Origin of the sequence: Frateuria sp., assembly GCF_035944355.1 — a bacterium.
Lineage (GTDB): Bacteria > Pseudomonadota > Gammaproteobacteria > Xanthomonadales > Rhodanobacteraceae > Frateuria_A.
The window spans coordinates 231226-256149 of the sequence record NZ_DASZBH010000014.1 but is presented as its reverse complement, the minus strand read 5'-3'; the positions used below and the strand labels follow the sequence as shown (position 1 = coordinate 256149).

At 69.5% G+C, this 24924-nt stretch carries 28 protein-coding genes; 23 read left to right on the top strand and 5 right to left on the bottom strand.

Going from position 1 to position 24924, the window contains the following annotated elements; genetic code table 11:
* Window positions 1-7 precede the first annotated feature (7 nt).
* Complete coding sequence (locus VGU03_RS11735; protein ID WP_327480700.1) at window positions 8-799, bottom strand: folate-binding protein; 792 nt, start codon at window positions 797-799, stop codon at window positions 8-10.
* Window positions 800-911: 112 nt separating this feature from the next.
* Between VGU03_RS11735 and VGU03_RS11730 the strand changes: the two genes are divergently transcribed.
* From VGU03_RS11730 to hisIE, 23 genes are all read left to right on the top strand, one after another.
* Window positions 912-1079 carry a DUF1674 domain-containing protein gene (locus VGU03_RS11730; protein WP_327480698.1) on the top strand — a complete coding sequence of 56 codons (168 nt, stop codon included), beginning with the start codon at window positions 912-914 and terminating at the stop codon, window positions 1077-1079.
* Between the two features lie 82 nt (window positions 1080-1161).
* Complete coding sequence (gene sdhC, locus VGU03_RS11725) at window positions 1162-1557, top strand: succinate dehydrogenase, cytochrome b556 subunit (RefSeq protein ID WP_327480696.1); 396 nt, start codon at window positions 1162-1164, stop codon at window positions 1555-1557.
* Window positions 1554-1949: a succinate dehydrogenase, hydrophobic membrane anchor protein gene (gene sdhD / locus VGU03_RS11720; RefSeq protein ID WP_327480694.1), complete on the top strand. Its 396-nt coding sequence runs from the start codon at window positions 1554-1556 to the stop codon at window positions 1947-1949. The genes sdhC and sdhD overlap by 4 nt, the downstream gene beginning before the upstream one ends.
* A gap of 5 nt (window positions 1950-1954) precedes the next feature.
* Window positions 1955-3742, top strand: a complete 1788-nt coding sequence (gene sdhA, locus VGU03_RS11715) for a succinate dehydrogenase flavoprotein subunit (protein WP_327480692.1) — start codon at window positions 1955-1957, stop codon at window positions 3740-3742.
* A gap of 78 nt (window positions 3743-3820) precedes the next feature.
* Window positions 3821-4600, top strand: a complete 780-nt coding sequence (locus tag VGU03_RS11710) for a succinate dehydrogenase iron-sulfur subunit (protein ID WP_327474871.1) — start codon at window positions 3821-3823, stop codon at window positions 4598-4600.
* A gap of 276 nt (window positions 4601-4876) precedes the next feature.
* A complete protein-coding gene (locus VGU03_RS11705) occupies window positions 4877-5116 on the top strand; it encodes a succinate dehydrogenase assembly factor 2 (protein WP_327480690.1) in 240 nt (79 codons plus the stop codon).
* Window positions 5088-5519: a protein YgfX gene (locus VGU03_RS11700; protein WP_327480688.1), complete on the top strand. Its 432-nt coding sequence runs from the start codon at window positions 5088-5090 to the stop codon at window positions 5517-5519. The genes VGU03_RS11705 and VGU03_RS11700 overlap by 29 nt, the downstream gene beginning before the upstream one ends.
* 113 nt (window positions 5520-5632) lie before the next feature.
* Window positions 5633-6877 (top strand): lipoprotein-releasing ABC transporter permease subunit, encoded by a 1245-nt coding sequence (locus tag VGU03_RS11695; protein ID WP_327480686.1) that lies wholly within the window; start codon window positions 5633-5635, stop codon window positions 6875-6877.
* On the top strand, window positions 6870-7574 hold the full coding sequence (gene lolD / locus VGU03_RS11690) for a lipoprotein-releasing ABC transporter ATP-binding protein LolD (protein ID WP_327480684.1): 705 nt from the start codon (window positions 6870-6872) through the stop codon (window positions 7572-7574). The genes VGU03_RS11695 and lolD overlap by 8 nt, the downstream gene beginning before the upstream one ends.
* Window positions 7575-7676: 102 nt before the next feature.
* Window positions 7677-9983, top strand: coding sequence for a DNA internalization-related competence protein ComEC/Rec2 (locus VGU03_RS11685; RefSeq protein WP_327480682.1), 2307 nt, complete (start codon window positions 7677-7679; stop codon window positions 9981-9983).
* Window positions 9984-10095: 112 nt separating this feature from the next.
* Window positions 10096-10737: a MotA/TolQ/ExbB proton channel family protein gene (locus tag VGU03_RS11680; RefSeq protein WP_327480994.1), complete on the top strand. Its 642-nt coding sequence runs from the start codon at window positions 10096-10098 to the stop codon at window positions 10735-10737.
* Between the two features lie 8 nt (window positions 10738-10745).
* On the top strand, window positions 10746-11174 hold the full coding sequence (locus VGU03_RS11675) for a biopolymer transporter ExbD (RefSeq protein ID WP_327480680.1): 429 nt from the start codon (window positions 10746-10748) through the stop codon (window positions 11172-11174).
* Window positions 11171-12943: a lipid A export permease/ATP-binding protein MsbA gene (msbA, locus tag VGU03_RS11670; RefSeq protein ID WP_327480678.1), complete on the top strand. Its 1773-nt coding sequence runs from the start codon at window positions 11171-11173 to the stop codon at window positions 12941-12943. The genes VGU03_RS11675 and msbA overlap by 4 nt, the downstream gene beginning before the upstream one ends.
* A 6-nt stretch (window positions 12944-12949) precedes the next feature.
* On the top strand, window positions 12950-13933 hold the full coding sequence (gene lpxK, locus VGU03_RS11665; protein WP_327480676.1) for a tetraacyldisaccharide 4'-kinase: 984 nt from the start codon (window positions 12950-12952) through the stop codon (window positions 13931-13933).
* Window positions 13934-14184: 251 nt separating this feature from the next.
* Window positions 14185-14517 (top strand): YerC/YecD family TrpR-related protein, encoded by a 333-nt coding sequence (locus VGU03_RS11660; RefSeq protein WP_327480674.1) that lies wholly within the window; start codon window positions 14185-14187, stop codon window positions 14515-14517.
* 26 nt (window positions 14518-14543) lie between these two features.
* The gene (gene hisG / locus VGU03_RS11655; RefSeq protein WP_327480992.1) at window positions 14544-15410 is read left to right on the top strand and encodes an ATP phosphoribosyltransferase; all 867 of its coding nucleotides are present in this window, start codon (window positions 14544-14546) and stop codon (window positions 15408-15410) included.
* Window positions 15407-16732: a histidinol dehydrogenase gene (gene hisD, locus VGU03_RS11650; protein WP_327480671.1), complete on the top strand. Its 1326-nt coding sequence runs from the start codon at window positions 15407-15409 to the stop codon at window positions 16730-16732. The genes hisG and hisD overlap by 4 nt, the downstream gene beginning before the upstream one ends.
* The gene (gene hisC / locus VGU03_RS11645) at window positions 16729-17823 is read left to right on the top strand and encodes a histidinol-phosphate transaminase (protein ID WP_327480669.1); all 1095 of its coding nucleotides are present in this window, start codon (window positions 16729-16731) and stop codon (window positions 17821-17823) included. Before hisD ends, hisC begins: the two co-directional genes overlap by 4 nt.
* Window positions 17820-18881, top strand: coding sequence for a bifunctional histidinol-phosphatase/imidazoleglycerol-phosphate dehydratase HisB (gene hisB, locus VGU03_RS11640; protein ID WP_327480667.1), 1062 nt, complete (start codon window positions 17820-17822; stop codon window positions 18879-18881). Before hisC ends, hisB begins: the two co-directional genes overlap by 4 nt.
* Before the next feature lie 59 nt (window positions 18882-18940).
* On the top strand, window positions 18941-19546 hold the full coding sequence (gene hisH / locus VGU03_RS11635) for an imidazole glycerol phosphate synthase subunit HisH (RefSeq protein ID WP_327480665.1): 606 nt from the start codon (window positions 18941-18943) through the stop codon (window positions 19544-19546).
* Window positions 19543-20310, top strand: coding sequence for a 1-(5-phosphoribosyl)-5-[(5-phosphoribosylamino)methylideneamino] imidazole-4-carboxamide isomerase (locus VGU03_RS11630; RefSeq protein WP_327480663.1), 768 nt, complete (start codon window positions 19543-19545; stop codon window positions 20308-20310). The genes hisH and VGU03_RS11630 overlap by 4 nt, the downstream gene beginning before the upstream one ends.
* Window positions 20304-21095 (top strand): imidazole glycerol phosphate synthase subunit HisF, encoded by a 792-nt coding sequence (gene hisF / locus VGU03_RS11625; RefSeq protein WP_327480661.1) that lies wholly within the window; start codon window positions 20304-20306, stop codon window positions 21093-21095. The genes VGU03_RS11630 and hisF overlap by 7 nt, the downstream gene beginning before the upstream one ends.
* Entirely contained in the window at window positions 21092-21739 is a 648-nt protein-coding gene (hisIE, locus tag VGU03_RS11620) for a bifunctional phosphoribosyl-AMP cyclohydrolase/phosphoribosyl-ATP diphosphatase HisIE (RefSeq protein WP_327480659.1), read from the top strand. The genes hisF and hisIE overlap by 4 nt, the downstream gene beginning before the upstream one ends.
* 3 nt (window positions 21740-21742) lie before the next feature.
* Here the strand turns inward: hisIE and VGU03_RS11615 are convergent, their stop codons facing one another.
* From VGU03_RS11615 to VGU03_RS11600, 4 genes are all read right to left on the bottom strand, one after another.
* A complete protein-coding gene (locus VGU03_RS11615; RefSeq protein WP_327480656.1) occupies window positions 21743-22783 on the bottom strand; it encodes a C13 family peptidase in 1041 nt (346 codons plus the stop codon).
* Between the two features lie 8 nt (window positions 22784-22791).
* Complete coding sequence (gene mtnC / locus VGU03_RS11610; RefSeq protein WP_327480654.1) at window positions 22792-23478, bottom strand: acireductone synthase; 687 nt, start codon at window positions 23476-23478, stop codon at window positions 22792-22794.
* A 116-nt stretch (window positions 23479-23594) separates the two neighbouring features.
* Window positions 23595-24149 (bottom strand): acireductone dioxygenase, encoded by a 555-nt coding sequence (locus tag VGU03_RS11605; protein ID WP_327480652.1) that lies wholly within the window; start codon window positions 24147-24149, stop codon window positions 23595-23597.
* The gene (locus VGU03_RS11600) at window positions 24146-24790 is read right to left on the bottom strand and encodes a methylthioribulose 1-phosphate dehydratase (protein WP_327480650.1); all 645 of its coding nucleotides are present in this window, start codon (window positions 24788-24790) and stop codon (window positions 24146-24148) included. Before VGU03_RS11600 ends, VGU03_RS11605 begins: the two co-directional genes overlap by 4 nt.
* Between the last annotated feature and the right edge of the window lie 134 nt (window positions 24791-24924).

Genomic DNA, 24924 nt, shown 5'->3' with positions numbered 1-24924 from the left:
AGGGCGGTCAGAGATCGGCCGCTTGCACGAACACGGCCCCGCTCCCGTGGATTGCCTCCACGCCGGCCGCCAGGCCCGCCTGCGTGTCGTCGTGCACGACCGCCAGCGCCTCGGCTGCTCCATCCGCCGGCACCACGTCCAGCAACTGGATCACCGGCTGGCCGTCCGCTTCCAGCACGTCGCCCGGCGCCAGCACACGCGACAGCCGCAGGTGATGCAGATGCCGCTTGCTGCCGCCGCGGTAGTGCATGCGCGCGACGATCTCCTGGCCCGGATAGCAACCCTTGTCCAGCGCCGTGGCGCCCAGTTTCCCCAGATCCAGCCAGGCCGGCAGCAAGCCACCGCCGGCTCCCGGCGCAAGCCACGGCCAGCCGGCGCGAAGCTGCGGCAGGCGCCACTCGTCGTCGCCCTCGGCGGCCAGCCTCAGGCCATGTGAGCCGCATCCCAATACAAGGGTGTCCTCCTGCGACACCACGGCCTGCAGCGCCATGGCCGTCGTGGTCGCCACTTGCTGCACCGGCAGCGCCGCCACACGCACCTTGGCGCGGAACACGTAGCGCTGCAGTTCGGCGGCCAGCGCCTGGGCTTCCCCGCCACGCAGCAGTAACCGCAAGCGCTGCTCATCCAGCCGCATCAGGTGGAACAACGCACGCACCCGCCCCTGCGCATCGAGCCAGGCGCTGAATTGCCATTGGCCGTCGGCGAGCGAGGCGAGGTTGCTGCTGAATTGCGCTTGCGCGAACGCGATCGCGTCCGCGCCTTCGAGGGAGACCAGCTCGGCGTTGTAGGTGCTTGGCATGCGCCTGAGATAAGGGAACGCGCCCGTGAAGACAAGGTGCGGACAGGTTTTCGCCCGACGGTCAAGGTTGTGCTGCGCGGTCAGCGCGTATTACGCTTCTGCGGCTTTACTTATGTCCGAGACCTCCTCCCAGACCGAATCCGCCCCTGTTTCCGTTCCCGCGGAGCAACCCGTCGCGCCCGCGCGACCGGTCCAGGGCGAGGCGCGACCGGAGCGGCCGGCGCCGGATCCCACCCGCTACGGCGACTGGGAAAAGAACGGACGCTGCATCGACTTCTGATCCGCCCATGGCGGCGCGAGCCGGCACGGGCATGGGAAGCGGGCGATCGGGCACCAGCGATTCCACACCACGGACAGCCGCCATGGCAGACACGCGACGACCGCTTTCACCCCATCTCTCCGTCTATCGATGGCAGGTGCAGATGGTCACTTCCATCCTGCATCGCGCCACCGGCGTGGCCCTGTCCGTGGGGATGCTGCTGGTCGCCTGGGGGCTGATCGCGCTGGCCGGCGGCGAAGAGCGCTTCGGCCATTTCACCGCCTTCGTCGGAAGCCCGATCGGCATCATCCTGCTGATCGGCTGGAGCTGGTCGCTGTTCTACCACCTGTGCAACGGCATCCGGCACCTGATCCAGGACGGCGGCTACGGCTACGAGATCGTGCAGTTCGTGCGCTCGAGCTGGGCCTCGATCATCGTCAGCTTGGCTCTGACGGCGCTGGTGTGGGCTTGCGTGCTGAAACTGGGGGCCGGGGCATGAGCGCCTATCCGAAGGAATACCGCAACCCGCTGAAGAAGGCCCGCGGCCTGGGCTCGGCCCAGCACGGCGTGAGCCATTGGTGGGTGCAGCGCGTCACCGCCGTCGCGCTGGTTGGCCTGGGCATCTGGCTGGTCTCGCTGGTGCTGCGCGTGCTGCACGCCGACTACGCCACCGCCCGTGAGCTGGTCGCGCGTCCGTGGAACGCCGTGCTGCTGATCGCCTTCGTGGTCACCGCGTTCTGGCACGCCGTGCTCGGCCTGCAGGTGGTGATCGAGGACTACGTGCACACCCGCTGGAAGGAAGCGGCGTCGCTGATCGCGATCAAGTTCGTTGCCGTGCTCGCCACCCTGGCGGGCGTGCTCGCGGTGCTGCGCATCGCCCTGGGAGCTTAAGTTCGATGGAAGCCTACAAGGTTCAGCAACACAAGTACGACGTGATCGTGGTCGGCGCCGGCGGCGCGGGCCTGCGCGCCACCTTCGGCCTGGCCGAAAAGGGCCTGAAAGCCGCCTGCATCACCAAGGTCTTCCCGACCCGCTCGCACACCGTGGCGGCGCAGGGCGGCATCTCCGCGGCCCTCGGCAACATGGGCGAGGACGACTGGCGCTTCCACTACTACGACACCATCAAGGGCTCCGACTGGCTCGGCGACCAGGACGCCATCGAGTACATGTGCAAGGAGGCCCCGGCCGCGATCATCGAGCTGGAGCACTACGGCGTGCCGTTCTCGCGCACCGAGGAGGGCAAGATCTACCAGCGCCCGTTCGGCGGCATGACCACGCATTACGGCAAGGGCACCGCGCAGCGCACCTGCGCCGCCGCCGACCGCACCGGCCACGCGATCCTGCACACGCTCTACCAGCAGGCGCTGGCGCATGACGCGGCGTTCTTCATCGAATACTTCGCGATCGACCTGATCTTCGACGAGCAGGGCGTCTGCCGCGGCGTGCTCGCGCTGGACATGAACGAGGGCACGCTGCACTTCTTCCGCGGCCATGCCGTGGTGCTGGCCACCGGCGGCTACGGCCGCGCCTACTTCAGCGCCACCTCGGCGCACACCTGCACCGGCGACGGCGGCGGCATGGTGCTGCGCGCGGGCCTGGCGCTGCAGGACATGGAGTTCGTGCAGTTCCACCCGACCGGCATCTACGGCGCCGGCTGCCTGATCACCGAAGGCGTGCGCGGCGAGGGCGGCTACCTCACCAACTCCCAGGGCGAGCGCTTCATGGAGCGCTACGCGCCCAGCGCCAAGGACCTGGCCTCGCGCGACGTGGTCAGCCGCGCGATGACCATCGAGATCCGCGAAGGCCGCGGCGTCGGCGAGCACAAGGACCACATCCACCTCAACCTGATGCACCTGGGCGCCGACGTGATCCACGAGCGGCTGCCGGGCATCGCCGAGTCGGCACGCATCTTCGCCGGCGTAGACGTGACCCGCGAGCCGATCCCGGTCATCCCGACCGTGCACTACAACATGGGCGGCATCCCGACCAACTACCACGGCGAAGTGGTGCAGAAGAAGGGCGATGACGTCGACGCCGTGGTGCCGGGCCTGTTCGCCATCGGCGAGGCGGCCTGCGTTTCGGTGCACGGCGCCAACCGCCTGGGCTCCAATTCGCTGCTGGACCTGGTGGTGTTCGGCCGCGCCGTGGCCGGCCGTTGCGCCGAGCTGATCAAGCCCGGGTCGCTGCATCAGGACGTGCCGGCGAGCATCCTGGACAAGGCGCTGGCCCGTTTCGACGGCCTGCGCAACGCCAAGGGCAGCAAGCCGACCGCGCAGATCCGCGCGGAGATGCAGCGCACCATGCAGAAGGACGCCGCCGTATTCCGCACCGGCGAGACGCTGGCCGAGGGCAAGCGCCGCATCTCCGAGGTCTACGAATCGTTCAAGGACGTCAGCGTCACCGATCGTTCGCTGGTGTGGAACTCCGACCTGATCGAGACGCTGGAGCTGTCCAACCTGCTCGCACAGGCGGTGGTCACCATGCACGCGGCCGAACAGCGCCTGGAAAGCCGCGGCGCCCATGCGCGCGAGGACTTCCCCGAGCGCGACGATGCGCAATGGATGAAGCACACCCTGGTCAAGGTGGACGAGTCCGGCCAGACCAGCTTCGACTTCCGCCCGGTGCACATGTACACGCTGACCGACGAAGTCGACGTGGTGCCGCCGAAGAAGCGCGTTTACTGAATTTGAGAGTGCGGCCATGGATGGCCGCTTTTTGCTTCTCGCGCTCATGGATGAGCGCACAGGCCAAGTGAGGTCACCGTGGCAGAGTTCACGCTACCGAAGAATTCCAAGATCCAGTCCGGCAAGCACTATCCGGCGAAGGGCGCCAAGAAGCCGCGCACCTTCAAGATCTACCGCTGGAGCCCGGACGACGGCCAGAACCCGCGCATCGACACCTACGAGGTGGACCTGGCCTCGTGCGGCCCGATGGTTCTGGACGCCCTGCTGAAGATCAAGAACGAGATCGACCCGACGCTCACGTTGCGCCGTTCCTGCCGCGAAGGCATCTGCGGTTCGTGCGCGATGAACATCGAGGGCACCAACACGCTGGCCTGCACCAAGGCCATCGACGACTGCAAGGGCGGCGAAGTGGCGATCTATCCGCTGCCGCACATGCCGGTGGTCAAGGACCTGGTGCCGGACCTGACGCACTTCTACGCGCAGTACGCCTCGATCAAGCCGTGGATTCGCACGCAGAGCCCGGCGCCGGCGCGCGAACGCCTGCAGTCGCCGGAAGACCGCAAACAGCTGGACGGCTACTACGAGTGCATCCTGTGCGCCTGCTGCTCGACCAGCTGCCCGAGCTACTGGTGGAACGGCGACCGCTACCTGGGCCCGGCCATCCTGCTGCAGGCCTACCGCTGGATCGCCGATACGCGCGACGAAGCCACCGGCGAGCGCCTGGACGATCTGGAAGACCCGTTCAAGCTCTACCGTTGCCACACCATCATGAACTGCGCGCGCACTTGTCCGAAGGGCCTCAACCCCGCCAAGGCGATCGCGGAGATCAAGAAGCTGATGGTGGAGCGCCGCTCGTAAGAGCGCGCGCCTTTAGCTCCCTCTCCCCTTGGCTCTTGTCAAAGATGGGGGAGAGGGCTGGGGTGAGGGGTCACTCTTGCGACACACTTCCACCAGGGCCGTCGCCATGCAGCCGGAACACCCGGAGAGCGCATCGCCCGCGCGTCCAGCAAGACGCGTCGAGGCTTGGCGCCACCTTTTTCGCCAGCCCCGCCCCTCACCCCAACCCTCTCCCCCATCTTTGACTAGAGCAGGGGGAGAGGGAGCCAAGGCTGGCGCTTCGCGCCTCGCGTCGCCATGAGCCTCTCCCGCCTGCGCTGGCGTGCCCGCCGCGGTACCCGCGAACTCGATGCGCTGCTGGGCGGCTGGCTGGACGAGCGCTACGCGGGCGCCGAGCCGGCTACGCGCGAGGCCTTCGACGAGCTGCTCGACGCCCAGGATCCGGATCTGTGGGACTGGATCATGGGCCACGCGCAGGCGCCGCGGGCCGACTGGCAGGCGATCATCGATGACATCCGCGCCCGCCATCGGCTTTGACTACCGGCCTTCGCGGCGGCTGCTGCAGCTGCTGCTGGCGATCGGCGTGCTCGTGCTGGTCGCGATCGCCGGCAGCGGGGCGCCGTGGGCGTTGAAGCTGCCGATGGCGCTGGCGTCGATCGTCTTGGTCGCGATCGCGCTGCGGCGCGCCTCGCGCTCGTCCGTCATGGGCGTGGCCCTCGCCGGCGAAACCTGGACGCTCTATCGCGCCTCCCGCGAGGAAAGCCCCGCCGTGCTGGCCTCGTCCCGCGTCCTGGGCACCTGCGTCCTGTTGCGGCTCAAGAGCGCCGGGCGCACGGAAGTGCTGCTGCTTGCCCCCGACAACAGCGACGCGGACCTGCGCCGGCGCCTGCGCATGCGCCTGGCCGCCATGCGGCCAGCGGAATCTTCGGCCCGGCTGTAGCGGCGAACCCGGCGTCCACGGCCTGGCGCGGCACTTTCGCCGTGCATCCGTGTCCAATTGCCCGATAATGCTTCCTCGGGCGGCCCGCCCAAGACCGGATAAAGCGACCGTCCATGTTCCGACCGCTCGAGCTGTTCATCGGCCTGCGCTACACGCGCGCCAAGCGCCGCAACCAGTTCATTTCTTTCATCTCCACCGTCTCCATCGTCTGCATTGCGATCAGCGTGACCGCGCTGATCACGGTGATGTCGGTGATGAACGGGTTCGATTCCGAGCTGCGCACGCGCATCCTCGGCGCCATCTCGCATGCCACCGTCTCCGGCTTGCCCGGCGAGGCGGTACGGGACTGGCCGCGCGCGGTGAAGATCGCCGAGGCCAACCCGCACGTTAAGGGTGCAGCGCCCTACGTGGAAATGGAGGCCTTCCTGCAGGCGCGCCGCCCCAGTGGCGCGCTGGTGCGCGGCATCGAGCCCAGCCAGGAGCCGAAGGTTTCGGACATCAACACGCACATGGTCGAAGGCAGCCTGGACGAGCTCACGCCCGACAGCTGGAACATCGTGCTGGGCAAGGAACTGGCGTTGACGCTCGGCGTGACCGTGGGCGACCGGGTGACCATGGCCGTGCCGCAGTTCCGCGGCACGCCGATGGGCAGCGTGCCGCGCCTGCGCGGTTTCCACGTGGTGGGCGTGTTCGAGCTGGGCATGCAGGAGTTCGACTCCAATCTCGCGCTGATCAACATGCGCGACGCGGAAAAGCTGGACAGCCTCGATGGCCCCACCGGCGTCCGCCTGAAGCTCGACGACATGTTCAACGCCGGCCCGGTCGCCCGGGAACTGGCCAACGACCTGGGCCAGCTCTACGTCGTGCAGACCTGGATGCAGAGCCACGCCAACTTCTTCTCCGCGATCTCGATGGAGAAGCACGTGATGTTCATCATCCTCTCGCTGATCATCCTGGTGGCGGTGATCAACCTGATCTCGATGCTGATGATGCTGGTGACCGACAAGCAGGCCGACATCGCGATCCTGCGCACGCTCGGTTCCACGCCGCGGAGCATCATGGGCATGTTCATGGTGCAGGGCGTGCTGGTGGGCGTGGTCGGCATCGGCTTCGGTGTGGGTTTCGGCTCGCTGCTGTCGTGGAAGCTTCCCGTCATCATCAAGTGGATCGAGCACCTCACCGGCATCACCTTCCTCTCGCCGGACGTCTATTACATCAGCGAGGTCCCGAGCAAGCTGGTGGCCAGCGACGTGGGCTGGGTGACGCTGGTCACCTTCGCCTTCTCGCTGCTGGCGACGCTCTATCCCGCGTGGCGCGCCTCGCGCACGCAGCCGGCGCAGGCGCTGCGCTATGAATAAGCCCTCCACCATGACCGACAACATCGTGCTGCGCGCCAGCGGGATCGCCAAGACCTACGAGGAAGGCGACCTGAAGACCGAGGTGCTCACCAACGTCAACTTCAGCCTGCGGCGGGGCGAGACGCTCGCCATCGTCGGCGCGTCGGGCTCGGGCAAGAGCACGCTGCTGCACATCATCGGCGGCCTGGACACGCTGACCCGCGGCGAAGTGGAGGTGGAAGGGCGCATCCTTTCGAAGCTTTCCGACGCCGAACGCGGGCGCGTGCGCAACCGCTCGCTGGGCTTCATTTACCAGTTCCACCATCTGTTGCCGGAGTTCACCGCGCTGGAGAACGTCTGCATGCCGCTGCTGATCCGCGGCGTGGCCATCGGCGAGGCCGAGCGCCAGGCGCGCGTGCTGCTGGATCGGGTGGGCCTGGGCAAGCGCGAGCAGCACAAGCCGGCCGAACTTTCCGGCGGTGAGCGCCAGCGCTGCGCGGTGGCGCGTGCGCTGGTCACGCGCCCGGCCTGCGTGCTCGGCGACGAGCCCACCGGCAACCTCGACGAGGGCAACGCGGCGCAGGTCTACGAGCTGATGCTGGAGCTCAACCGGGAAGTCGGCACCAGCTTCATCCTGGTCACCCACGACCACCGCCTGGCGGCGAAGATGGACCGCACGCTCGAACTGCACAACGGCGAGTTGCAGGCGCGGGGCTGACCACCCCGCGCGTCATCCGCGAACCGGCAAACCCTTACACGCATTTCAGCCCTGCCGCGGCCGGACCCACGCTAGGCTGCGGGCCTGGCCACGGGAGGGCGTATGCGCACGGCAGGGATGCCCGGCGCGGTGGGAGTGGGCATCGCGCTTCTGCTCGGGGTGCTGGCGGTGCAGTGGTTGCCGGCGCTGCCGCCTGCGACGTGGGGCGTGCTGCCGGGGCTGGTCGCGCTCCTGGCCAGCCGACGCTGGCCGCTGCTTGGCATGCCGGCGATCGCCCTGCTCGGCGCGGCGTGGGCGATCTGGCGCGGCGCGCTGGCACTGGAGCTGCGCCTGCCGCGCGAGCTCGAGGGACGCGACTTCGATGTCGTCGGTACGGTGGTCGAGCTGCCGCTGGCCCGCAGCGATGCCACGCGTTTCGTGCTCGACGCCGAGCACGCCATGCTGGATGGCAAGACGGTGCCGCTGCATGGCCACGTACGGCTCAGCTGGTACGACGAGGCTCCCGCCGTACCGGCCTGCTCGCAGTGGCAGCTGCATGTGCGTCTGCGCCGGCCGCGCGGGCTGATCGATCCGGGCGGGGCCGACAGCGAGCGGAGCGCGCTGGAGCGGCGCATCGCCGCGGTGGGCTATGTGCGGGACGATCCGGACAACCGCCTGCTGCGTACGCGCCTGTGCGTGGACGGCCTGCGCGAACGCATCGCCGCCGACATCGCCGCGCGGGTCCATGATCCGCATGACGCGGCGCTGCTGCAGACGTTTTCGATCGGCGACACCCGTGGGTTGGACCAGGACGACTGGGAGGTGGCGCGCGCCAACGGCGTGCCGCACCTGATCGCGATTTCCGGATTCCACGTCGGCGTCGCCGCGCTCTTTGGCGTAGCGCTTGCGCGCCTGCTGTACCTGCTCTGGCCGGGGCTGGCGTTGCGGCTGCCGCGTCTGCCTGCCCAGGCGGCCGGCGCGCTCCTTGCGGCGTTCGCCTATGGCGTGCTGGCGGGGCTGAGCCTGCCGACGGTGCGTACCTTGCTGATGATCGCGGTGGTGGCCATGGCCCGCTGGAGCCGCCGGACCGTCGGCGGAGCGCAGACGCTGGCGCTGGCCTTGGTCGCGATCGTGCTGGCCGATCCGCTGGCCGTGCTGGCGGCCGGCTTCTGGTTGTCCTTCGTCGGCGTGGCGTTCCTGATGCTCTGCCTCACGACGCGGCCGCGGGGCTGGCGCGGCTTCCTGCACGAATTGTCGGCCGGCCAGGTGGTGATGACGGTGGCGCTGCTGCCGCTGACCCAATGGTTTTTCGGCGAGGCGTCGCTGGTGGGAGCGCTGTCCAACCTGATCGCAGTGCCCTTCGTCAGCTTCGTGATCGTGCCGGTGGCGCTCGTCGCGCTGTTGTTGCTGCTGCTCGTCCCGCCGGCGGCGACCCCGGTTCTGCACCTGGCCGCGGCACTCGCGCACGCGCAATGGTGGCTGCTGCAGCGGATGGCGACCTGGCCTGGCGCCCACTGGTATCTGCCCGAGGTGCAAGCGTGGGCGTTGCTGCTGGCCACAGTGGGCGCGTTGTGGCTGTTCGCGCCACGGGGCCTGCCATTGCGCGGGCTCGGCCTGTTGCTGTTCCTGCCGCTGGCCTGGCCGGCGCAGCGGCTGCCGGCGCCGGGCGGTTTCCAGGCATGGGTACTGGACGTGGGGCAGGGGCTGTCGGTCATCCTGCGTACCCGGCACCATGCGATGGTCTACGACGCCGGCGCCCGCTACCCGTCGGGATTCGACCTGGGGCAAGCCGTGGTGGTGCCTTCGCTGCACGCACTGGGCATCGACACGCTCGACCTGCTGATGGTCAGTCACGCCGACAACGACCACGCCGGCGGCACCGCGGCCGTGGTGAGGGCCTACCCCGAGGCGTTGCGCTATGCCGGCGAGCCACAGCGGATGCCGGTGCCCATGCCGGCTTGCCAGGCGGGCATGGAGTGGACCTGGGACGGCGTGCGCTTCCGCGTGCTGTCGCCCGTCGCCGGCGCAACCGCGCGGCCCAACGACCGTTCCTGCGTGCTGGCGGTGGATGGCGCCGGCGGGCGCCTGCTGCTTACCGGCGACATCAGCAGCGGGGCCGAGCCGGCGGTGATCGAGGCCGTGGGACCGGCGCGGCCGACCGTATTGGTGGTGCCGCACCACGGCAGCCGCTATTCCTCCGATCCGGCGTTCATCGCTGCGCTGCAGCCGACCCTGGCGCTGGTCTCGGCCGGCTGGCACAACCGCTTTGGCCATCCGCATCCGCTGGTGCTCCAGCGTTACCGTGCCGCCGGAGTGCCCCTGCTGAACACCGCCGTGCGCGGCGCGATCCAGATCGATGCGCCTGCGGATGGACCGCCCGTCGAGTCCGCCAGCTGGCGCCTGCGCGAACCACGCTACTGGCGTGAATGAACGGCGTTTTGCAACTGCCAAGCGCGCCGCGGAACCCCCTGAAGGGACTGCTATGATGCCGCCTTCCCTTGGGAAGTAGCTGTAGCGGGAGTTGGCAGTGCTCGAAATTCTGATGGCTGGCGGTTGGGCGATGCTGCCCATCCTGGTGTGCTCGGCGGCGGCTCTGGCGATCGTGCTGGAGCGCTGGTGGACACTGCGCCGCAAGTCGGTGCTGCCCGATGGCCTGGGCGAGGAAGTGCGCCAGTGGGCGCGCAGCGGCCAGCTCGATCCCAAGCACCTGGACGCCCTCGCCGCCGGCTCGCCGCTGGGCGAGCTGCTGGCCGGCGCGCTCGCCGTGCGCAACCGCCCGCGCGAGCAGATCAAGGAGCGCATCGAGGACACCGGCCGCCACGTGGTCCACCGTATGGAGCGCTACCTCAACACGCTGGGCACCATCGCGCTGATCGGTCCGCTGCTGGGCCTGCTGGGCACGGTGATCGGCCTGATCCGCATGTTCATGCAGGTGATGGGTGGCGGCATGGCCGACCCGACCAAGATGGCCGGCGGCATCGGCGAGGCGCTGATCTGTACGGCCACCGGCCTGATCGTGGCGATCCCGGCCTACGTGCTGCACCGCTACTTCCGCTCCAAGGTGGCCGGTTACTGCATCGAGATGGAGAAGCAGGCCACCGCGCTGCTGGACGAGCTGACCGGCACCGCCGTGCCGGCGGCGCGCCCGCGCCGCGCGCCCGCCGCCGCTTCCAACGCCGGCTGAGGCCACGCATGCGTATCGGTTCCGACCGTCGGCAGGACGATTTCGAGATCAACGTGATCTCGTTGATCGACGTGCTGCTGACGCTGCTGATGTTTTTCGTGCTGACGACCACCTTCGTGCAGCACTCGCGCCTGCAGGTCACCCTGCCGCAGGCCAGCGCCGAAGACCGCGACATGCAGGCTCCGGCGCTCACCGTGATGATCGACCGCGACGGCCGCTACTACGTAGGCAGCGACGAGGTGATGGGGCAGGGGGTCGAACCGCTCAAGCAGGCGATCGCCCGCGTGGCCGGCGAAGACCATGACCGCCCGGTCACCCTCCGCGCCGACGCCATGACGCCGCACCAGAACGTGGTGACCGCGATGGACGCGCTAGGGCAGCTCGGCTTCACGCACCTGTCCATTGCCACTACACCCAGCCAGGAAGCCGCGCGTTGACGGCCCGCAAGGTCGCCCTCTGGGACGCCGACACCCTGCGCGTCTACAAGCGGTTGCTCGGCTATACGCGGCGCTGGTGGCCGATCGGGCTGGTGGCGATCCTGGGCATGGCGGTCGACGGCGGCGCGTTGACGGCGTTCACCCAGAAGCTGCGGCCGATGATCGACGACCTGTTCGCCAGGAAGGACCCCTACCTGATCTTCTGGATGCCGATCTGGATCGTGGCGATCTTTCTGGTGCGCGGCGTCGGCACCTTCGTCAGCAACTACGGCATTTCCTATGTGGGACGCAACGTGGTGCAGGCGATGCAGGCGGACGTCTTCAGGGCCTATCTGCGCCTGCCGGCCGCTTTCTTCGGCAGCGAGCCCTCCGGGCAGCAGATCTCGCGCATCACCTACACCAGCGAACAGGTGGCCTCCGCTTCCACCGATGCCCTGAAGATCGTGGTGACCGAAGGCGTCACCGTGATCGGCATGCTGTACGTGATGCTGAGCAATAGCGCCTATCTGTCGCTCACGCTGCTGATGATGGCGCCGGGCATCGCGCTGGTGGCCACGGTCGTCAGCAAGCGCTACCGGCAGATCAGCCGGCGTATCCAGGGCTCGATGGGCTCGGTGACCGGCACGGTCGGCGAATCGGTCAGCGCCCACCGGGAAGTGCGCGTATACGGCGGCCAGAAGCACGAGGCGGTCCGCTTCGCGGAGGTGTCCAACCGGGCGCGCCGCCTCAACATGAAGATCGCCTCCACCAGCGCCAGTTCGAGTACGGCGATCCAGACCGTGGCGGCGCTCGCGCTGGCCTTGCTCGTGTATCTGGCGACGCGGCCGAACGTCATCGACGCGATCTCGCCGGGCGTGTTCGTCACGGTGCTCACGGCCATGGGCGCCATGATGCCGTCGCTGAAGCGGCTGGCGAACGTCCAGGCGAACATCCAGCGCGGCATTTCCGCGGCCGAAGACTTGTTCGAAGTCATCGACATGCCGCCGGAGCTAGACCAGGGGTGCATCGCGCTGGAGCATACGCACGGCGACATCCGCTTCGAGGGCGTGCGCCTGCGCTATCCGCGCAGCGAAACCGATGCCCTGCGCGGAGTCGACCTGCACTGTGCGCCGGGCAGCGTGACAGCGCTGGTCGGTCGCTCGGGCAGCGGCAAGAGCAGCCTGGTCAGCCTGCTGCCGCGCTTCCTGGAGCCCAGCGCCGGGCGCATCGTGCTCGATGGCGCCGACTACCGCGAATACACCCTCGCCTCGCTGCGCGCGCAGATCGGCTGGGTGGGGCAGAGCGTGGTGCTGTTCGACGGCAGCATCGCGGAAAACATCGCCTACGGGGAACTTGCCGGCGCCAGCGAGGACGAGATCATCGCGGCCGCCGAGGCGGCCAACGCGATGGAGTTCATCCAGCGCATGCCGCAGGGCATCCACAGCCCGATCGGGCAGGGTGGCAACATGCTTTCCGGCGGCCAGCGCCAGCGCCTGGCGATCGCCCGCGCGGTCCTCAAGAACGCCCCCATCCTGGTGCTTGACGAAGCGACCAGTGCGCTGGACACCGAATCGGAACGGCTGATCCAGCAGGCTCTGCAGCGTTTGATGCGCGACCGCACCACGCTGGTCATCGCCCATCGCCTGTCCACCATCGAGCACGCCGACCAGATCGCGGTGATGGACCAGGGGCGCATCGTCGAGCGTGGGACGCACGCCGAACTGATCGCCCGGGGCGGCCAGTACGCGGCCTTGCACCGCATGCAGTTCCACGAACAGGACGAGGGCTAGGCCGCCGTGGCGCTCGAACAACGACTCGAGCGTGCCTGGTACGGCGAGGGTCGTACGCCCTGGTGGACCTACTCCCTGTCCTGGCTCTACGGCGGCGTGACCGGCCTGCGCCGGGCGCTCTACCGGCGCGGCTGGCTGCGCAGCGTGAGCCTGCCGGTGCCGGTGGTGGTGATCGGCAACATCACCGTCGGCGGCACGGGCAAGACGCCGTTGACGATCGCCGTGGCCCAGGCATTGCGCGAGCGCGGCTTCGCGCCCGGCGTGGTCAGCCGCGGCTACGGCGGACGCCAGCGCGAGCCGGTGCTGCTGACTGCGTCCCCCAACCCGTTGCAGGTAGGCGACGAACCCAGCCTGATTCGCGCGCACGGCATCCCGGTGGCGGTAGGCCGCGACCGCCCCGCCACGGCGCGCCTGTTGATCGACGCCGGTTGCGACCTGGTCATCGCCGACGACGGCCTGCAGCATTACCGGCTCGCCCGCGACGTGGAGATCTGCGTCATCGACGCCGTGCGCGGCTTCGGCAACGGCCGCCTGCTGCCCGTCGGCCCGCTGCGCGAACCGTTGATACGCCTGGCGACCGCGGACATCCGCGTGTGCAACGGCGGCGAACGCATGGGCGCCTACCCCATGGAGCTCGTGGGCGGCGATGCCTGTTCGCTGGTGGACGAGAGCCGCCAGACGCTCACCTCCTTCACCGGGCAGCGCGTCCACGCGGTCGCCGCCATCGGCCATCCCGCGCGCTTCTTCGACAGCTTGCGCGCCTACGGCATCCTGCCGATCGAACACGCCTTCCCCGACCACCACACCTTCGCTCCCGCCGATTTCCACTTCGGCGAGGAACTGCCGGTGCTGATGACCGACAAGGACGCCATCAAGTGCCGGCGCTTCGCGCAGCCGGGATGGTGGCGGGTGCCGGTCAAGGCGCAATTGCCGGAAGAGTTCTTCGAAGTACTCGACCGGCGCGTCCGTGCGAGTCGCGAAAGCATCTAGGCCGGATCTCCGCTTCCCAACAATTCGTTCAAGGCGGACGGCTTCGCAAGCCAGCAGCAGAAGTCGCGGGTGGATCGATGGTCGGGGCGTCTACCGCTCTTGGCGCCCACGCCTGCACCTACCGCAGTAGGCATCGGCCGGCCGCAACTGCCCAAGAAGGTACCTCCCGAATCGTTCCCGGACTTCGCGCGGTTGCGTGCTCACAAACGCTGCTGTACCTTTGAGCTTTCGTATTAGCGCGTTAGTACATTATGAAGCGACGAGCGATCGACCCCGAGACCCCGAACGAGTCGGTGGAGCGCAGCCTCTGCGAGGCGCTGCTGGCGCTGCGCGACGTGGACGAGATGCAGGCGTTCCTGCATGACCTGTGCACGCCGGCGGAGCTGGAGGCGCTGGTGGATCGCTGGCGGGTGGTGCCGTACCTGCAGGAGGAGCTGCCCTACCGGGAGATCCACGAGCGCACGGGGGTGAGCATCACCACCATCGGGCGGGTCGCGCGCTTCCTCAACCAGGGCAACGGCGGCTACCTCGCGGCGGCGGCGCGCGCGGCGCGTAAGCGCAAACTCGCGAAGGTGTCGCCGTGAGGCCGCGCGACCGCTTGCGCATCGCCATGCAGAAGTCCGGCCGGCTCACCGAGCCGGCGCAGGATCTGCTCACGCGCTGCGGGCTCAGCTTCCGGCAGAGCCGCGACAAGCTGTTCTGCTTCGGCGAGGGCGAGCCGGTGGACCTGCTGCTGGTGCGTGACGACGACATTCCCGGGCTGATCGCCCAGGGCGTGTGCGACTTGGGCATCGTCGGGCGCAACGTGCTCAACGAATACCAGCTCACTTGCGGGGGCGAGGATCAGCTCACGTTGGCCGAATGGCGCGCGCTGGGCTTCGGCCGTTGCCGGTTGTCGCTGGCGGTGCCGCAGGAGCTGGACTATGCCGGCCCGGCCGACCTGGCCGGGCGGCGCATCGCCACGTCCTATCCGGGCCTGCTCGGCCAGTGGCTGCGCGAGCGCGGCATCGATGCGGGCGTGGTGACGTTGGCCGGTTCGGTGGAGATCGCGCCCCGGCTGGGCACGGCCGATGCCATCTGCGACCTGGTGCAGAGCGGCGGCACGTTGGCGGCCAACCAGTTGCGCGAGACGGAGGTGGTGCTGCAGAGCGAGGCGCTGCTGGTCGGGCCGCAGGTGTTGCCGGCCGACGAGCGCGGCGACCTGGTCGAACTGCTGCTCAAGCGCATCGACGGGGTGATCCAGGTGCGCGAATCGCGCCTGCTGTTGTTGCAGGCCGCGCGTGGCTCGCTGGAGGCGATCACCCGCCTGTTGCCGGGCGGGCCGCAGCCGACCTTGCTGCCGCTGGCCGGCCAGCCGGACCAGGTGATGCTGCAGGCTCTGTGCGCCGGCGAGGTGGGCTGGCGCCAACTGGAAGAGATCAAGAAGGCCGGCGCGCGCGAGATGTTCGTACTGCCGGTGGAGCGGATGCTGGCATGAAGCGGCTGGACTGGAACCGTCTGGACGAGCGCGGCCGCGCCGACGCACTGGCGCGGCCGGAGCAGGTACGCGCGGACGAGCTGCGCGAAGGCGTACAGCGGATCCTCGCCGCCGTGCGGATGCACGGTGACGATGCGCTGTTCCGCTTCACCAATGCCTACGACCGGGTCCGGCTGGAAAGCCTGGAGGTGACGGCGGCCGAGATAGACGAGGCGCAGGCCGCGCTCGACCCGGCGCTGAAGGCGGCGATCCGCGAGGCGGCGGCGCGCATCGAGACGTTCCACCGCGCCGCCGCTCCCGGGTCGGTGGCGGTCGATACCGCGCCCGGCGTGCGGGTGGAGCGCGTGCAGCGGCCGATCGGCCGGGTCGGCCTGTACGTGCCCGCCGGCAGCGCGCCATTGCCCTCGACCGCGCTGATGCTGGGCGTGCCGGCGCGCATCGCGGGCTGCCCGCAGGTGGTGCTGTGCTCGCCGGCGCGGCCGGACGGCCGCTGCGACCCGGCGGTGCTCTACGCCGCGCGTGTTGTCGGCGCCCACCGGGTGTTCAAGCTCGGCGGCGCGCAGGCGATCGCCGCCATGGCCTACGGCACCGCCAGCGTGCCCCGTTGCGACAAGCTGTTCGGCCCCGGCAATGCCTGGGCGACCGAGGCGAAGCTGCAGGTGTCGATCGATCCGCAGGGCGCGGCGATCGACATGCCGGCAGGCCCGTCGGAAGTGCTGGTGATCGCCGACGCGCAGGCGCGACCCGCCTTCGTGGCGGCGGACCTGCTGTCGCAGGCCGAGCACGGGCCGGACTCGCAGGTGTTGCTGGTCAGTCCGTCGTCGGCGTTGCTGGATGCGGTGGCGAGCGAGATCGAACGGCAGTGCGCGGCCTTGCCCCGCGCCGCCATCGCACGCGAGGCGCTCTCGCACAGCCGGCTGATCGAGGTGGGTTCGCTCGACGAGGCGCTGGCGGTGAGCAACCGCTACGCACCCGAGCACCTGATCCTCCAGGTCGCCGAGCCGCGCGCCTGGCTCGACCGCGTGCAGAGCGCCGGCTCGGTGTTCCTCGGCGCGTGGACGCCCGAATCCGTGGGCGACTACTCCAGCGGCAGCAACCATGTGCTGCCGACCTACGGCTACGCGCGCAGCTACAGCGGCCTGTCGGTGGCGAGCTTCCAGAAGCAGATCAGCGTGCAGGAGCTGACCCCCGCCGGCCTGCAGGCGATCGGCCCGTGCACGGCCACGCTCGCCGCGGCCGAGCAACTGGAGGCGCACCGCCGGGCGGTGACCCTGCGCCTGGCCGCGCTGCAGCCGATGGACGCAAGGGTGCCGGTCGCATGAGCGTGATCGAACTCGCGCGCGCGGAGATCCGCGCGCTGGTGCCGTATTCCTCCGCGCGCATGGAGGCGGCCGGCGGCGAGGTGCTGCTCAATGCCAACGAGTCGCCCTGGGCGCCGTTCGGCGACGAGGGGCTGGATTGCCACCGCTATCCGGATCCGCAGCCGGCGGCGCTGCTCGACCGGCTGGCCGCGCTCTACGGCGTGCGCGCCGGGCAGGTGCTGGTCGGTCGCGGCAGCGACGAGGCGATCGACCTGCTGGTGCGCGCGTTCTGCCGCGCCGGTCAGGATGCGATCCTGGTGCAGCCGCCCACGTTTGGCATGTACGCGGTATGTGCGCGCATCCAGCATGCGGCGGTGGTCGAGGTGCCGCTGGCCGCGGGCTTCGCGCTGGACGTCGATGCGGTATTGGCGGCGCTCACTCCCGCGGTGAAGCTGGTTTTCGTCTGTGCGCCGAACAACCCGTCCGGCGCCGGCGTGGCGCTGCAGCAGGTCGAGCGCCTGGCCCGGCAACTGGCCGGGCGTGCGCTGCTGGTGGTGGACGAGGCCTACGCGGAGTTTGCCGACGAGGCCGGCGCGGCGACGCTGCTCGACCGCTACGAGCACCTGGTCGTGCTGCGCACGCTGTCGAAGGCCTGGGCCCTGGCCGGGGCGCGCATCGGTTGCCTGCTTGCCAATCCTGCCGTGGTGGCGCTGTTGCGGCGCATCCTGCCGCCGTATCCGGTGCCGCGGCCCTGCCTTGCGGCGGCCTTGCGGGCCTTGTCGGCGGAGGGGCAGGCGGCGGCGCGTGCGCGTATCGCTACCGTCCGCGCCGAGCGCTTGCGCATGGCCGCTGCGCTGCATGGCCTGCCCGGCGTGCGCGCCGTGCTGCCGTCGCAGGCGAATTTCCTGGCCGTGCGCTTCGACGATGCCGATGGCGCATTCCGCCGCCTGCTCGGCGCGGGCATCGTGGTGCGCGACGTACGCCGTTACACCGGCCTGCACGATGCCTTGCGCATCACCGTGGGCACGCCGGCGCAGAACGACCGGGTACTCGCCGTGCTGGCCGAGCCCGCGTCGGGAGGACGTCGGCTTTCCCAGGAGGCGTCCGCATGAGCCGCAAGATCCTCTTCGTCGACCGGGACGGCTGCCTGATCGTCGAGCCGCCGGACGAGCAGATCGACAGCTACGACAAGCTCGACCTGGTGCCCGGCGTGGTCGGCGCGCTGCAGCGCTGCATGGCGGCCGGCTACGAACTGGTGATGGTCAGCAACCAGGACGGCTTGGGTACGCCCAGCTTTCCCGAGGAGGCCTTCCGCGGGCCGCAGGATCTGCTGCTGCGCATCCTCGCCTCGCAGGGCATCGTGTTCGCCGAGGTGCTGATCGACCGCAGCTTCGCGCACGAAGGCCTGGACACGCGCAAGCCGGGCGTGGGCCTGCTGCGCCATTACCTGGCCGACGATGGCTGGGGCCGCGCCGCCTCGGCCATGGTCGGCGACCGCGAAAGCGATCTGCAGCTGGCCGCCAACCTGGGTGTGCGCGGCTTCCGCCTGGGGCCGGGGCTGGATTGGGCCGGCGTCGCGCATCGGCTGCTCGACGCGCCGCGCTTGGGTACGGTGGCGCGGCGCACGCGCGAGACCTCGATCGCGGTGGCCGTGGATCTGGATCGACCAGGCGAATCGCAAGTGCGGACAGGGCTGGGCTTCTTCGACCACATGCTCGACCAGCTGGGCAAGCACGGCGGCTTCGCGCTGACGCTCGGCTGCGAAGGCGACATCGGGGTGGACGAGCACCACACGGTGGAGGACTGCGCGCTCGCGCTCGGGCAGGCCCTGCGCCAGGCGCTGGGCGACAAGCGCGGCATCGGCCGCTACGGCTTTACCTTGCCGATGGACGAGTCCCTGGCCAGCGCCGCGCTGGATCTGTCGGGGCGGCCGTGTTTCGTGTTCGAGGGCCGCTTTCCGCGCGAACACGTCGGCGGGCTGCCGACCGAGCTGGTGCCGCATTTCTTCCGCTCGCTGTGCGAAACCCTGGGCGCCAACCTGCACCTCTCGGTGCGCGGCGAAAATGCCCATCACATGGTCGAGGCCTGCTTCAAGGTGGTCGCCCGTGCATTGCGCCAGGCATTGCGGCGCGAGGGCAGCGAGCTGCCTAGCACCAAGGGGGCGCTGTGACGTCCGCGGCAACCGCTGTTCCCGGACTGTCGCCGGGAAGGCGCGGTAGCGGGGATGCCATGGGTTCCCGCGGATCTTCGGTGGTGTTGGTCGACGCCGGCGGCACCAACATCGGCTCGGTCCGTTATGCGCTGCAGCGCCTGGGCGTGGACGCGCCGCTCACCGCCGAGCCGGACGCCATCCGCGGCGCGGGCAAGGTGATCCTGCCGGGCGTCGGCGCCGCGGGTCCGGCCATGGCGCGTCTGCGCGAACTGGGCCTGGTGGAGCTGTTGCGCGGACTGCGGCAGCCGGTGCTGGGCGTCTGTCTGGGGATGCAATTGCTGTGCAGCCATTCGGACGAGGGCGACGTGGACTGCCTGGGCTTGATCGCCGCTCCCGTGCGGCGGATGAAGCCCGCGCCGGGATTGCGTGTTCCGCATATGGGCTGGAACCGGCTGCGGGCGCTTGGGACACATCCCTTGCTCGCAGGTATCGCCCCCGACGCGCAAGCCTACTTCGTGCACGGCTACGCGGTGCCGGTGGGCGACTACACCTTGGCCTCGGCCGACCACGGCCAGCCGTTCTCGGCCGTGATCGCGCAGGGCAACTTCTTCGGCATGCAGTTCCATCCGGAACGCTCGGCTGCGGTGGGCGCCCGCCTGCTGCGCAACTTCCTAGCACTATGAGCATCGACATCATCCCCGCCATCGACCTGCGCGCCGGCCAGGTGGTGCGCCTGGCTCAGGGCGACTACGCGCGGCAGACCACCTACGCGAACGATCCGCTGGCGCTCGCCGAGACCTATGCGGCGGACGGCGCGCGATGGCTGCACCTGGTCGACCTGGACGGCGCCAAGGCCGGCGGCCTGGCCAACCTGGCGGTCATCGAGGCCATCGCGCGCACCGGCCTGAGCGTGCAGGCGGGCGGCGGCGTGCGCGGCATCGGCGATGTGCACCGGCTGTTCGATGCCGGCGTGCGGCGCGTGGTGCTGGGCAGCGTGGCGATCCGCGAGCCGGTGCGCGTGGCGGGCTGGCTGGAACGCCATGGCGGCGAGCGCTTCACCATCGCGCTGGATACGCGCTGGGTCGATGATCGATGGACCTTGCCCAGTGCCGGCTGGACCCAGCCCGAAACGCGCACGCTCGACGATCTGGCCCCCTGGTACGCGGCGCACGGCGCCCGCCACCTGCTGTGCACCGACATCGACCGCGACGGCATGCTTGCCGGTTTCAACCTTGCGCTCTATCGCCACCTTGCGGTCATCGCGCCCACGCTGGCCGTGCAGGCGTCCGGCGGCGTGCGTTCGGTGGACGACATCCTCGCCGCAAAGGCTGCCGGCGCGCATGGAGTGATCCTCGGGCGAGGGCTGCTGGAAGGTCGCTTCACGCTGCGCGAGGCGCTGGCGCTGCAAGGTCCGTTCGTGCAGGCGGGGGAGGCAACCGGATGCTGAGCCGCCGCATCATCCCCTGCCTGGACGTACGCGATGGCCAGGTGGTCAAGGGCGTGCGTTTCCGCGACCACGCGGTGGTCGGCGGCATCGTCGAGCTGGCGTTGCGCTACCGCGACGCGGGCGCCGACGAGCTGGTCTTCTACGACATCACCGCCAGCCCGGAAGGTCGCACGGTCGACCGCGGCTGGGTCGAACGGGTGGCGCGGGTGATCGACATCCCGTTCTGCGTGGCCGGCGGCATCAGCAGCGTGGAGGAGGCGCGCGCCGTGCTCCATGCCGGCGCCGACAAGGTCTCGGTCAATTCGCCGGCGTTGCAGCGGCCGGCGTTGATCGGCGAGCTGGCGGAAGCCTTCGGGGTGCAGTGCGTGGTCGTGGGCATCGACTCGCTCCGCGATGCCGACGGGGAGTGGCGCGTGCGTCAGTACACCGGCGATCCCTCGCGCACGCAGGCGCTGGCAAGGCGCACGCTGGACTGGATCGTCGAGGCGCAGCGCCTGGGTGCGGGGGAGATCGTGCTCAACTGCATGGGCAGCGACGGCGTGCGCCAGGGCTACGACATCGCGCAACTGACGCAGGCACGCGCGCTATGCGAAGTGCCCCTGGTCGCCTCCGGCGGCGCCGGTACGCGCGAGCATTTCCGCGACGTCTTCGTCGGGGCCGATGTGGACGGGGCGCTGGCGGCCAGCGTGTTCCACACGGGTGCCATCGAGGTGCCGGCGCTCAAGCAGTGGCTGGCGGTGCAGGGTGTGGCGGTACGGGTACTGCCCGCGGTGGAGGCGGCATGAATCTGGAAGGCGGCGAAGTGAACGTGGATTTTGCCAAGGGCGGCGGCCTGGTGCCGGCGATCGTGCAGCACTGGCTCACTGGCGAAGTGTTGATGCTCGGCTACATGGATGCCGATGCACTCGCGGCGACCCGCGCCAGCGGATGCGTCACCTTCCACAGCCGCAGCAAGCGGCGCCTGTGGACCAAGGGCGAAAGCTCGGGGAACGTGCTCAGGCTCAAGGCGCTGCACGTCGATTGCGATGCCGACGCGTTGCTGGTGCTCGCGGAGCCCGCCGGTCCGACCTGCCACCGGGGCACGCGCAGCTGCTTCGGCGATACGGTGCGCCCGCCAGGTGGCTTCCTGGCCGAGCTCGATGCGCTGGTCGCGTGGCGCGCCCGGGAGCGCCCGGCCGGAAGCTACACCACGCATTTGCTGGAGAGCGGCGTGCGCCGGATGGCGCAGAAGGTGGGCGAGGAAGGCGTGGAAACCGCGCTGGCCGCCGTCGCCCAGGACGACGCCGCGCTGCTCGGGGAGGCGGCGGACCTGGTCTATCACCTGATCGTGCTGCTGCGCTCGCGGGGCCTGGGTTGGGACCAGGTGGCGCGCGTGCTGGCCGAGCGTCATCCGCCGGATGGGCATGGCGGTGCCGCCCAGGCACCCTAGCCGCTACCGCGCGGCAGCCGCCTTTTTCTGCAGGGCCGTGGCCGCCGTGCCTGGATCGAAGGGCACAGCCGGTCCGGGTCGGATGCCGGCCTGCCATTTCGAAAGCTGGCCTGCGATGCCCGAGCCGATGTCGATCTGCGGTTCCGAGGCGAGCAGGTGGTCCTGCCGCTCCCAGGTGGCGACCTCATCGGAAGCCTGTCTGAAGGCGGTGATGAAATCGGTCGTGCGGTTGAGCGCGTCGATGAGCCACGCGCGACCGAAATAGGTGGCGGCCGAATCGTTGCCGCAGCCGAACGAGCTGCGGTCGCTGCGCGCCGCGGTGATCACCAGGGTACCGGCGCCCTGCAGCGAGGGCACGAACCCGCCCGAATAGCAGGCATTGACCACCACGACCTTCCACTTGAACGGCCGCGCCTTGAGGATGGAACCCAGGTCGTCCGCACCGATCTGGTCCAGCGGCAGCGGGTCCATGTCCACCAGCAGGTCGTGGGCCTCGCTGCCGTGGCTGGTGAGGTAGAGCAGCAGGATGTCCTGTTGCGGATCCATCGTCCGGGCCAGGCCATCCAGTGCGTGCTCCAGGTTGCTCCAGGTGGCGAGCGGGCGGGTGGCGAGCGTATCGGGATTGTTCTCCAGCACCAGCGCGTGGGCGCTGGGGCCGAAGCGGCGGGTGAACAGCTGCGCCGCGTACTCGGCCTCGTTGCGGAACACGTCCTCGCCGCCGTCGCCGGCAAAGGCCACCAGGTACAGGTTCGGCTTGCCCGGCACACGCGGCCCCAGTCGTGCGAGAGCCTGATCCAGCCGCTGCGGTTGCGCGTAGATCACCTGCTCGGGCGTGGGAGCCTGTTCGGGCCAGTCATTGTCATCGCCCGGCGCAGTTTCGGTCTCGGCATCGTCCGGCGGCGGCAGCGCACTCGCCGGAGCGACCGGTTGCACCAGCGGCGCCTGCGCGTGGGGCACGGCCGCTGACGGCAGCCGTTCCCGCACCAGGAGCATCGCCAGGATGCCGGCGGCGAAGGCGAGCAGGGCGATCAGTGCGGTACGCATCGCGGCCGTCAGATCCGGATGGTGTCGAAGCCGGCATGCACGGGATGGCGCGGCTGCGCGGGCATCGGCTGCGGGGGGCGGACCAGCCATCCGGTCTGCAGGCCGGCCGCCCGCGCGGCGTCCAGCTCCTCGACGATGTCGGAAAGGAACAGGATGTGTTCCGGGCGCTCGCCCAATGCCTCGGCGATCCGGACGTAGGAATCGGTTTCGCGCTTGGGGCCGGTTTCGGTGTCGAAGTAGCCGGCGAACAGCGGCGTCAGGTCGCCCGCTTCGCTATAGCGGAAGAACAGCCGCTGCGCGGGCACCGAGCCGGAGGAGTAGACGTACAGGTGCAAGCCGTCGGCGCGCCAGTCGTGCAGCCGGGCGGCGACCTCCGGGTAGACGTGCGCACGGTACTCGCCCGCCTCATAGCCCTCCTGCCAGACCATGCCCTGCAGCGCCTTGAGCGCGGTGGACTTGCGGTCCTGGTCGATCCAGCCCAGCAGCAGCTCGATGATCTCCTGGCGGGTGGCCTCGACGATTCCCGCTTCCTTGGCCGCTTCGTGCAACCAGTGCTGCACTTCGGGCCGGTCGGCATGCGTTTCGACGAACGCGGGCAGGCGCTTGCGCGCATAGGGGAACAGCACGTCCTTGACGAAGCTGATCGAGCTGGTGGTGCCTTCGATGTCGGTGACGATGGCGCGGAGGGTGGTCATGGGCGTCATGTGCGTTGGGGAAGCGCCAGCATAGCCGCAGCGCCGGCGGATGCGCGTGGAGATCGGTGGACGTCAAGCTCTTGTTGCACCGCGCAGCGCGATCCTTGCCCATCTCCTCAGCGCGCTGAGGGTTCCATCCGCGGGAAGCGCTCGGCGATGTCCGCGCCGGTGAAGTTGGCGACCCAGCCTTCCTTGTTGCTGAAAAGGCGGATGGCGACGAAGTAGGGCGATTCGCTCATGTCGAACCAGTGCGGCGTGCCATCCGGCACGCCGATCAGGTCGCCCGCTTCGCACAGCACGTCGTAGACCTTGCCGCGCAGGTGCAGGGTGAACTGGCCGCTGCCGGCAACGAAGAAGCGCACCTCGTCCTCGCTGTGGGTGTGTTCGCTCAGGAACTTGCGCCGCAGCGCCGCGCGATCGGGGTGATCGGGCGCCAGGCTGATCACGTCGACGGACTGGTAGCCCTCCTCGCGCATCAGCCGGTCGATGTCGGCGCGGTAGGCGGCGATGACTTCCTCCTGGCTGGCGCCGGGGGCGATGGGGGCGCTTGCCTCCCACTGCTCGAAACGGACGCCGACGTCACCGAGCTCGCGGGCGATGTCTTCCAGTCGGGTATGCACGCCCAGGGGTTGGTCCGGATGGGCTTCGTCGTAGATGCGCAGGCGGCTCATGCGGACAGTCTCCTGAGATCGAGCTCGCAACCGAGCAGGAATTCGAGTGCTTCGAGGTGGCGGCGCGCCTGCGCCATGTCGGCGCCCCAGGCATAGATGCCGTGGCCGTCGATCAGGTAGGCGTGCAGCGGCTTGCCGGCGTCGAGCCAGGCATCGACCTGGGCGACCAGCTCGGGCATGTGCTGGGTGTTGGGGAACACCGGGATCTCGAGCACGCTCTCGTGCGTGGTGTAGCCGGTGATGGCCTTCTGCAGTTCCCAGCCTTCCAGCACGATCCGCCCGGCGCGGGCGAACAGCCGCGAGGCCACGCTCTGCGTGCGCGAATGCGTGTGCAGTACGGCCTGGACGGCCGGCATGCGGCGGTAGAGCTGGGTATGCAATTCGGTTTCGGCGCTGGGGCGGGCGCGGGTGCCGACCGGGTGCCCGGCCATGTCCACCAGCATGATGTCCTCGCGCCCGAGCTTGCCCTTGTCGCGGCCGGAGATAGTGACCGCGGCAAGCTCCTCGTCGATGCGCATGGAGAAGTTGCTGCTGGTGGCCGGTGTCCAGCCCAGCGCGGACAGTTCGCGCGCGGCATCGGCGATGGCGTCCGCACACAACGCGAAGCGGGCCGGATCGACGGAGGAGGGGAGTTCCTGCATGGGGATTTGGACGTCCAAACGGTGGGCGACTATAGCACGCGGTCTGGTGCTTCCCGCGACAAATGCGAGTCGTTCTCGCAAGTCAGGTTTCATTGACGTCGCGAGCGTACCATCGGCCAGGGCCGCCGCGTCCG

Bases quoted from the DNA above. Each gene is read 5' to 3' on its own strand.
- VGU03_RS11735 (WP_327480700.1), bottom strand. From the start codon at position 799: ATGCCAAGCACCTACAACGCCGAGCTGGTCTCCCTCGAAGGCGCGGAC.
- VGU03_RS11730 (WP_327480698.1), top strand. From the start codon at position 912: ATGTCCGAGACCTCCTCCCAGACCGAATCCGCCCCTGTTTCCGTTCCC.
- sdhC (WP_327480696.1), top strand. From the start codon at position 1,162: ATGGCAGACACGCGACGACCGCTTTCACCCCATCTCTCCGTCTATCGA.
- sdhD (WP_327480694.1), top strand. From the start codon at position 1,554: ATGAGCGCCTATCCGAAGGAATACCGCAACCCGCTGAAGAAGGCCCGC.
- sdhA (WP_327480692.1), top strand. From the start codon at position 1,955: ATGGAAGCCTACAAGGTTCAGCAACACAAGTACGACGTGATCGTGGTC.
- VGU03_RS11705 (WP_327480690.1), top strand. From the start codon at position 4,877: ATGAGCCTCTCCCGCCTGCGCTGGCGTGCCCGCCGCGGTACCCGCGAA.
- VGU03_RS11700 (WP_327480688.1), top strand. From the start codon at position 5,088: ATGACATCCGCGCCCGCCATCGGCTTTGACTACCGGCCTTCGCGGCGG.
- VGU03_RS11695 (WP_327480686.1), top strand. From the start codon at position 5,633: ATGTTCCGACCGCTCGAGCTGTTCATCGGCCTGCGCTACACGCGCGCC.
- lolD (WP_327480684.1), top strand. From the start codon at position 6,870: ATGAATAAGCCCTCCACCATGACCGACAACATCGTGCTGCGCGCCAGC.
- VGU03_RS11685 (WP_327480682.1), top strand. From the start codon at position 7,677: ATGCGCACGGCAGGGATGCCCGGCGCGGTGGGAGTGGGCATCGCGCTT.
- VGU03_RS11680 (WP_327480994.1), top strand. From the start codon at position 10,096: ATGGCTGGCGGTTGGGCGATGCTGCCCATCCTGGTGTGCTCGGCGGCG.
- VGU03_RS11675 (WP_327480680.1), top strand. From the start codon at position 10,746: ATGCGTATCGGTTCCGACCGTCGGCAGGACGATTTCGAGATCAACGTG.
- VGU03_RS11660 (WP_327480674.1), top strand. From the start codon at position 14,185: ATGAAGCGACGAGCGATCGACCCCGAGACCCCGAACGAGTCGGTGGAG.
- hisG (WP_327480992.1), top strand. From the start codon at position 14,544: ATGCAGAAGTCCGGCCGGCTCACCGAGCCGGCGCAGGATCTGCTCACG.
- hisD (WP_327480671.1), top strand. From the start codon at position 15,407: ATGAAGCGGCTGGACTGGAACCGTCTGGACGAGCGCGGCCGCGCCGAC.
- hisC (WP_327480669.1), top strand. From the start codon at position 16,729: ATGAGCGTGATCGAACTCGCGCGCGCGGAGATCCGCGCGCTGGTGCCG.
- hisB (WP_327480667.1), top strand. From the start codon at position 17,820: ATGAGCCGCAAGATCCTCTTCGTCGACCGGGACGGCTGCCTGATCGTC.
- hisH (WP_327480665.1), top strand. From the start codon at position 18,941: ATGGGTTCCCGCGGATCTTCGGTGGTGTTGGTCGACGCCGGCGGCACC.
- VGU03_RS11630 (WP_327480663.1), top strand. From the start codon at position 19,543: ATGAGCATCGACATCATCCCCGCCATCGACCTGCGCGCCGGCCAGGTG.
- hisF (WP_327480661.1), top strand. From the start codon at position 20,304: ATGCTGAGCCGCCGCATCATCCCCTGCCTGGACGTACGCGATGGCCAG.
- hisIE (WP_327480659.1), top strand. From the start codon at position 21,092: ATGAATCTGGAAGGCGGCGAAGTGAACGTGGATTTTGCCAAGGGCGGC.
- VGU03_RS11615 (WP_327480656.1), bottom strand. From the start codon at position 22,783: ATGCGTACCGCACTGATCGCCCTGCTCGCCTTCGCCGCCGGCATCCTG.
- mtnC (WP_327480654.1), bottom strand. From the start codon at position 23,478: ATGACCACCCTCCGCGCCATCGTCACCGACATCGAAGGCACCACCAGC.
- VGU03_RS11605 (WP_327480652.1), bottom strand. From the start codon at position 24,149: ATGAGCCGCCTGCGCATCTACGACGAAGCCCATCCGGACCAACCCCTG.
- VGU03_RS11600 (WP_327480650.1), bottom strand. From the start codon at position 24,790: ATGCAGGAACTCCCCTCCTCCGTCGATCCGGCCCGCTTCGCGTTGTGT.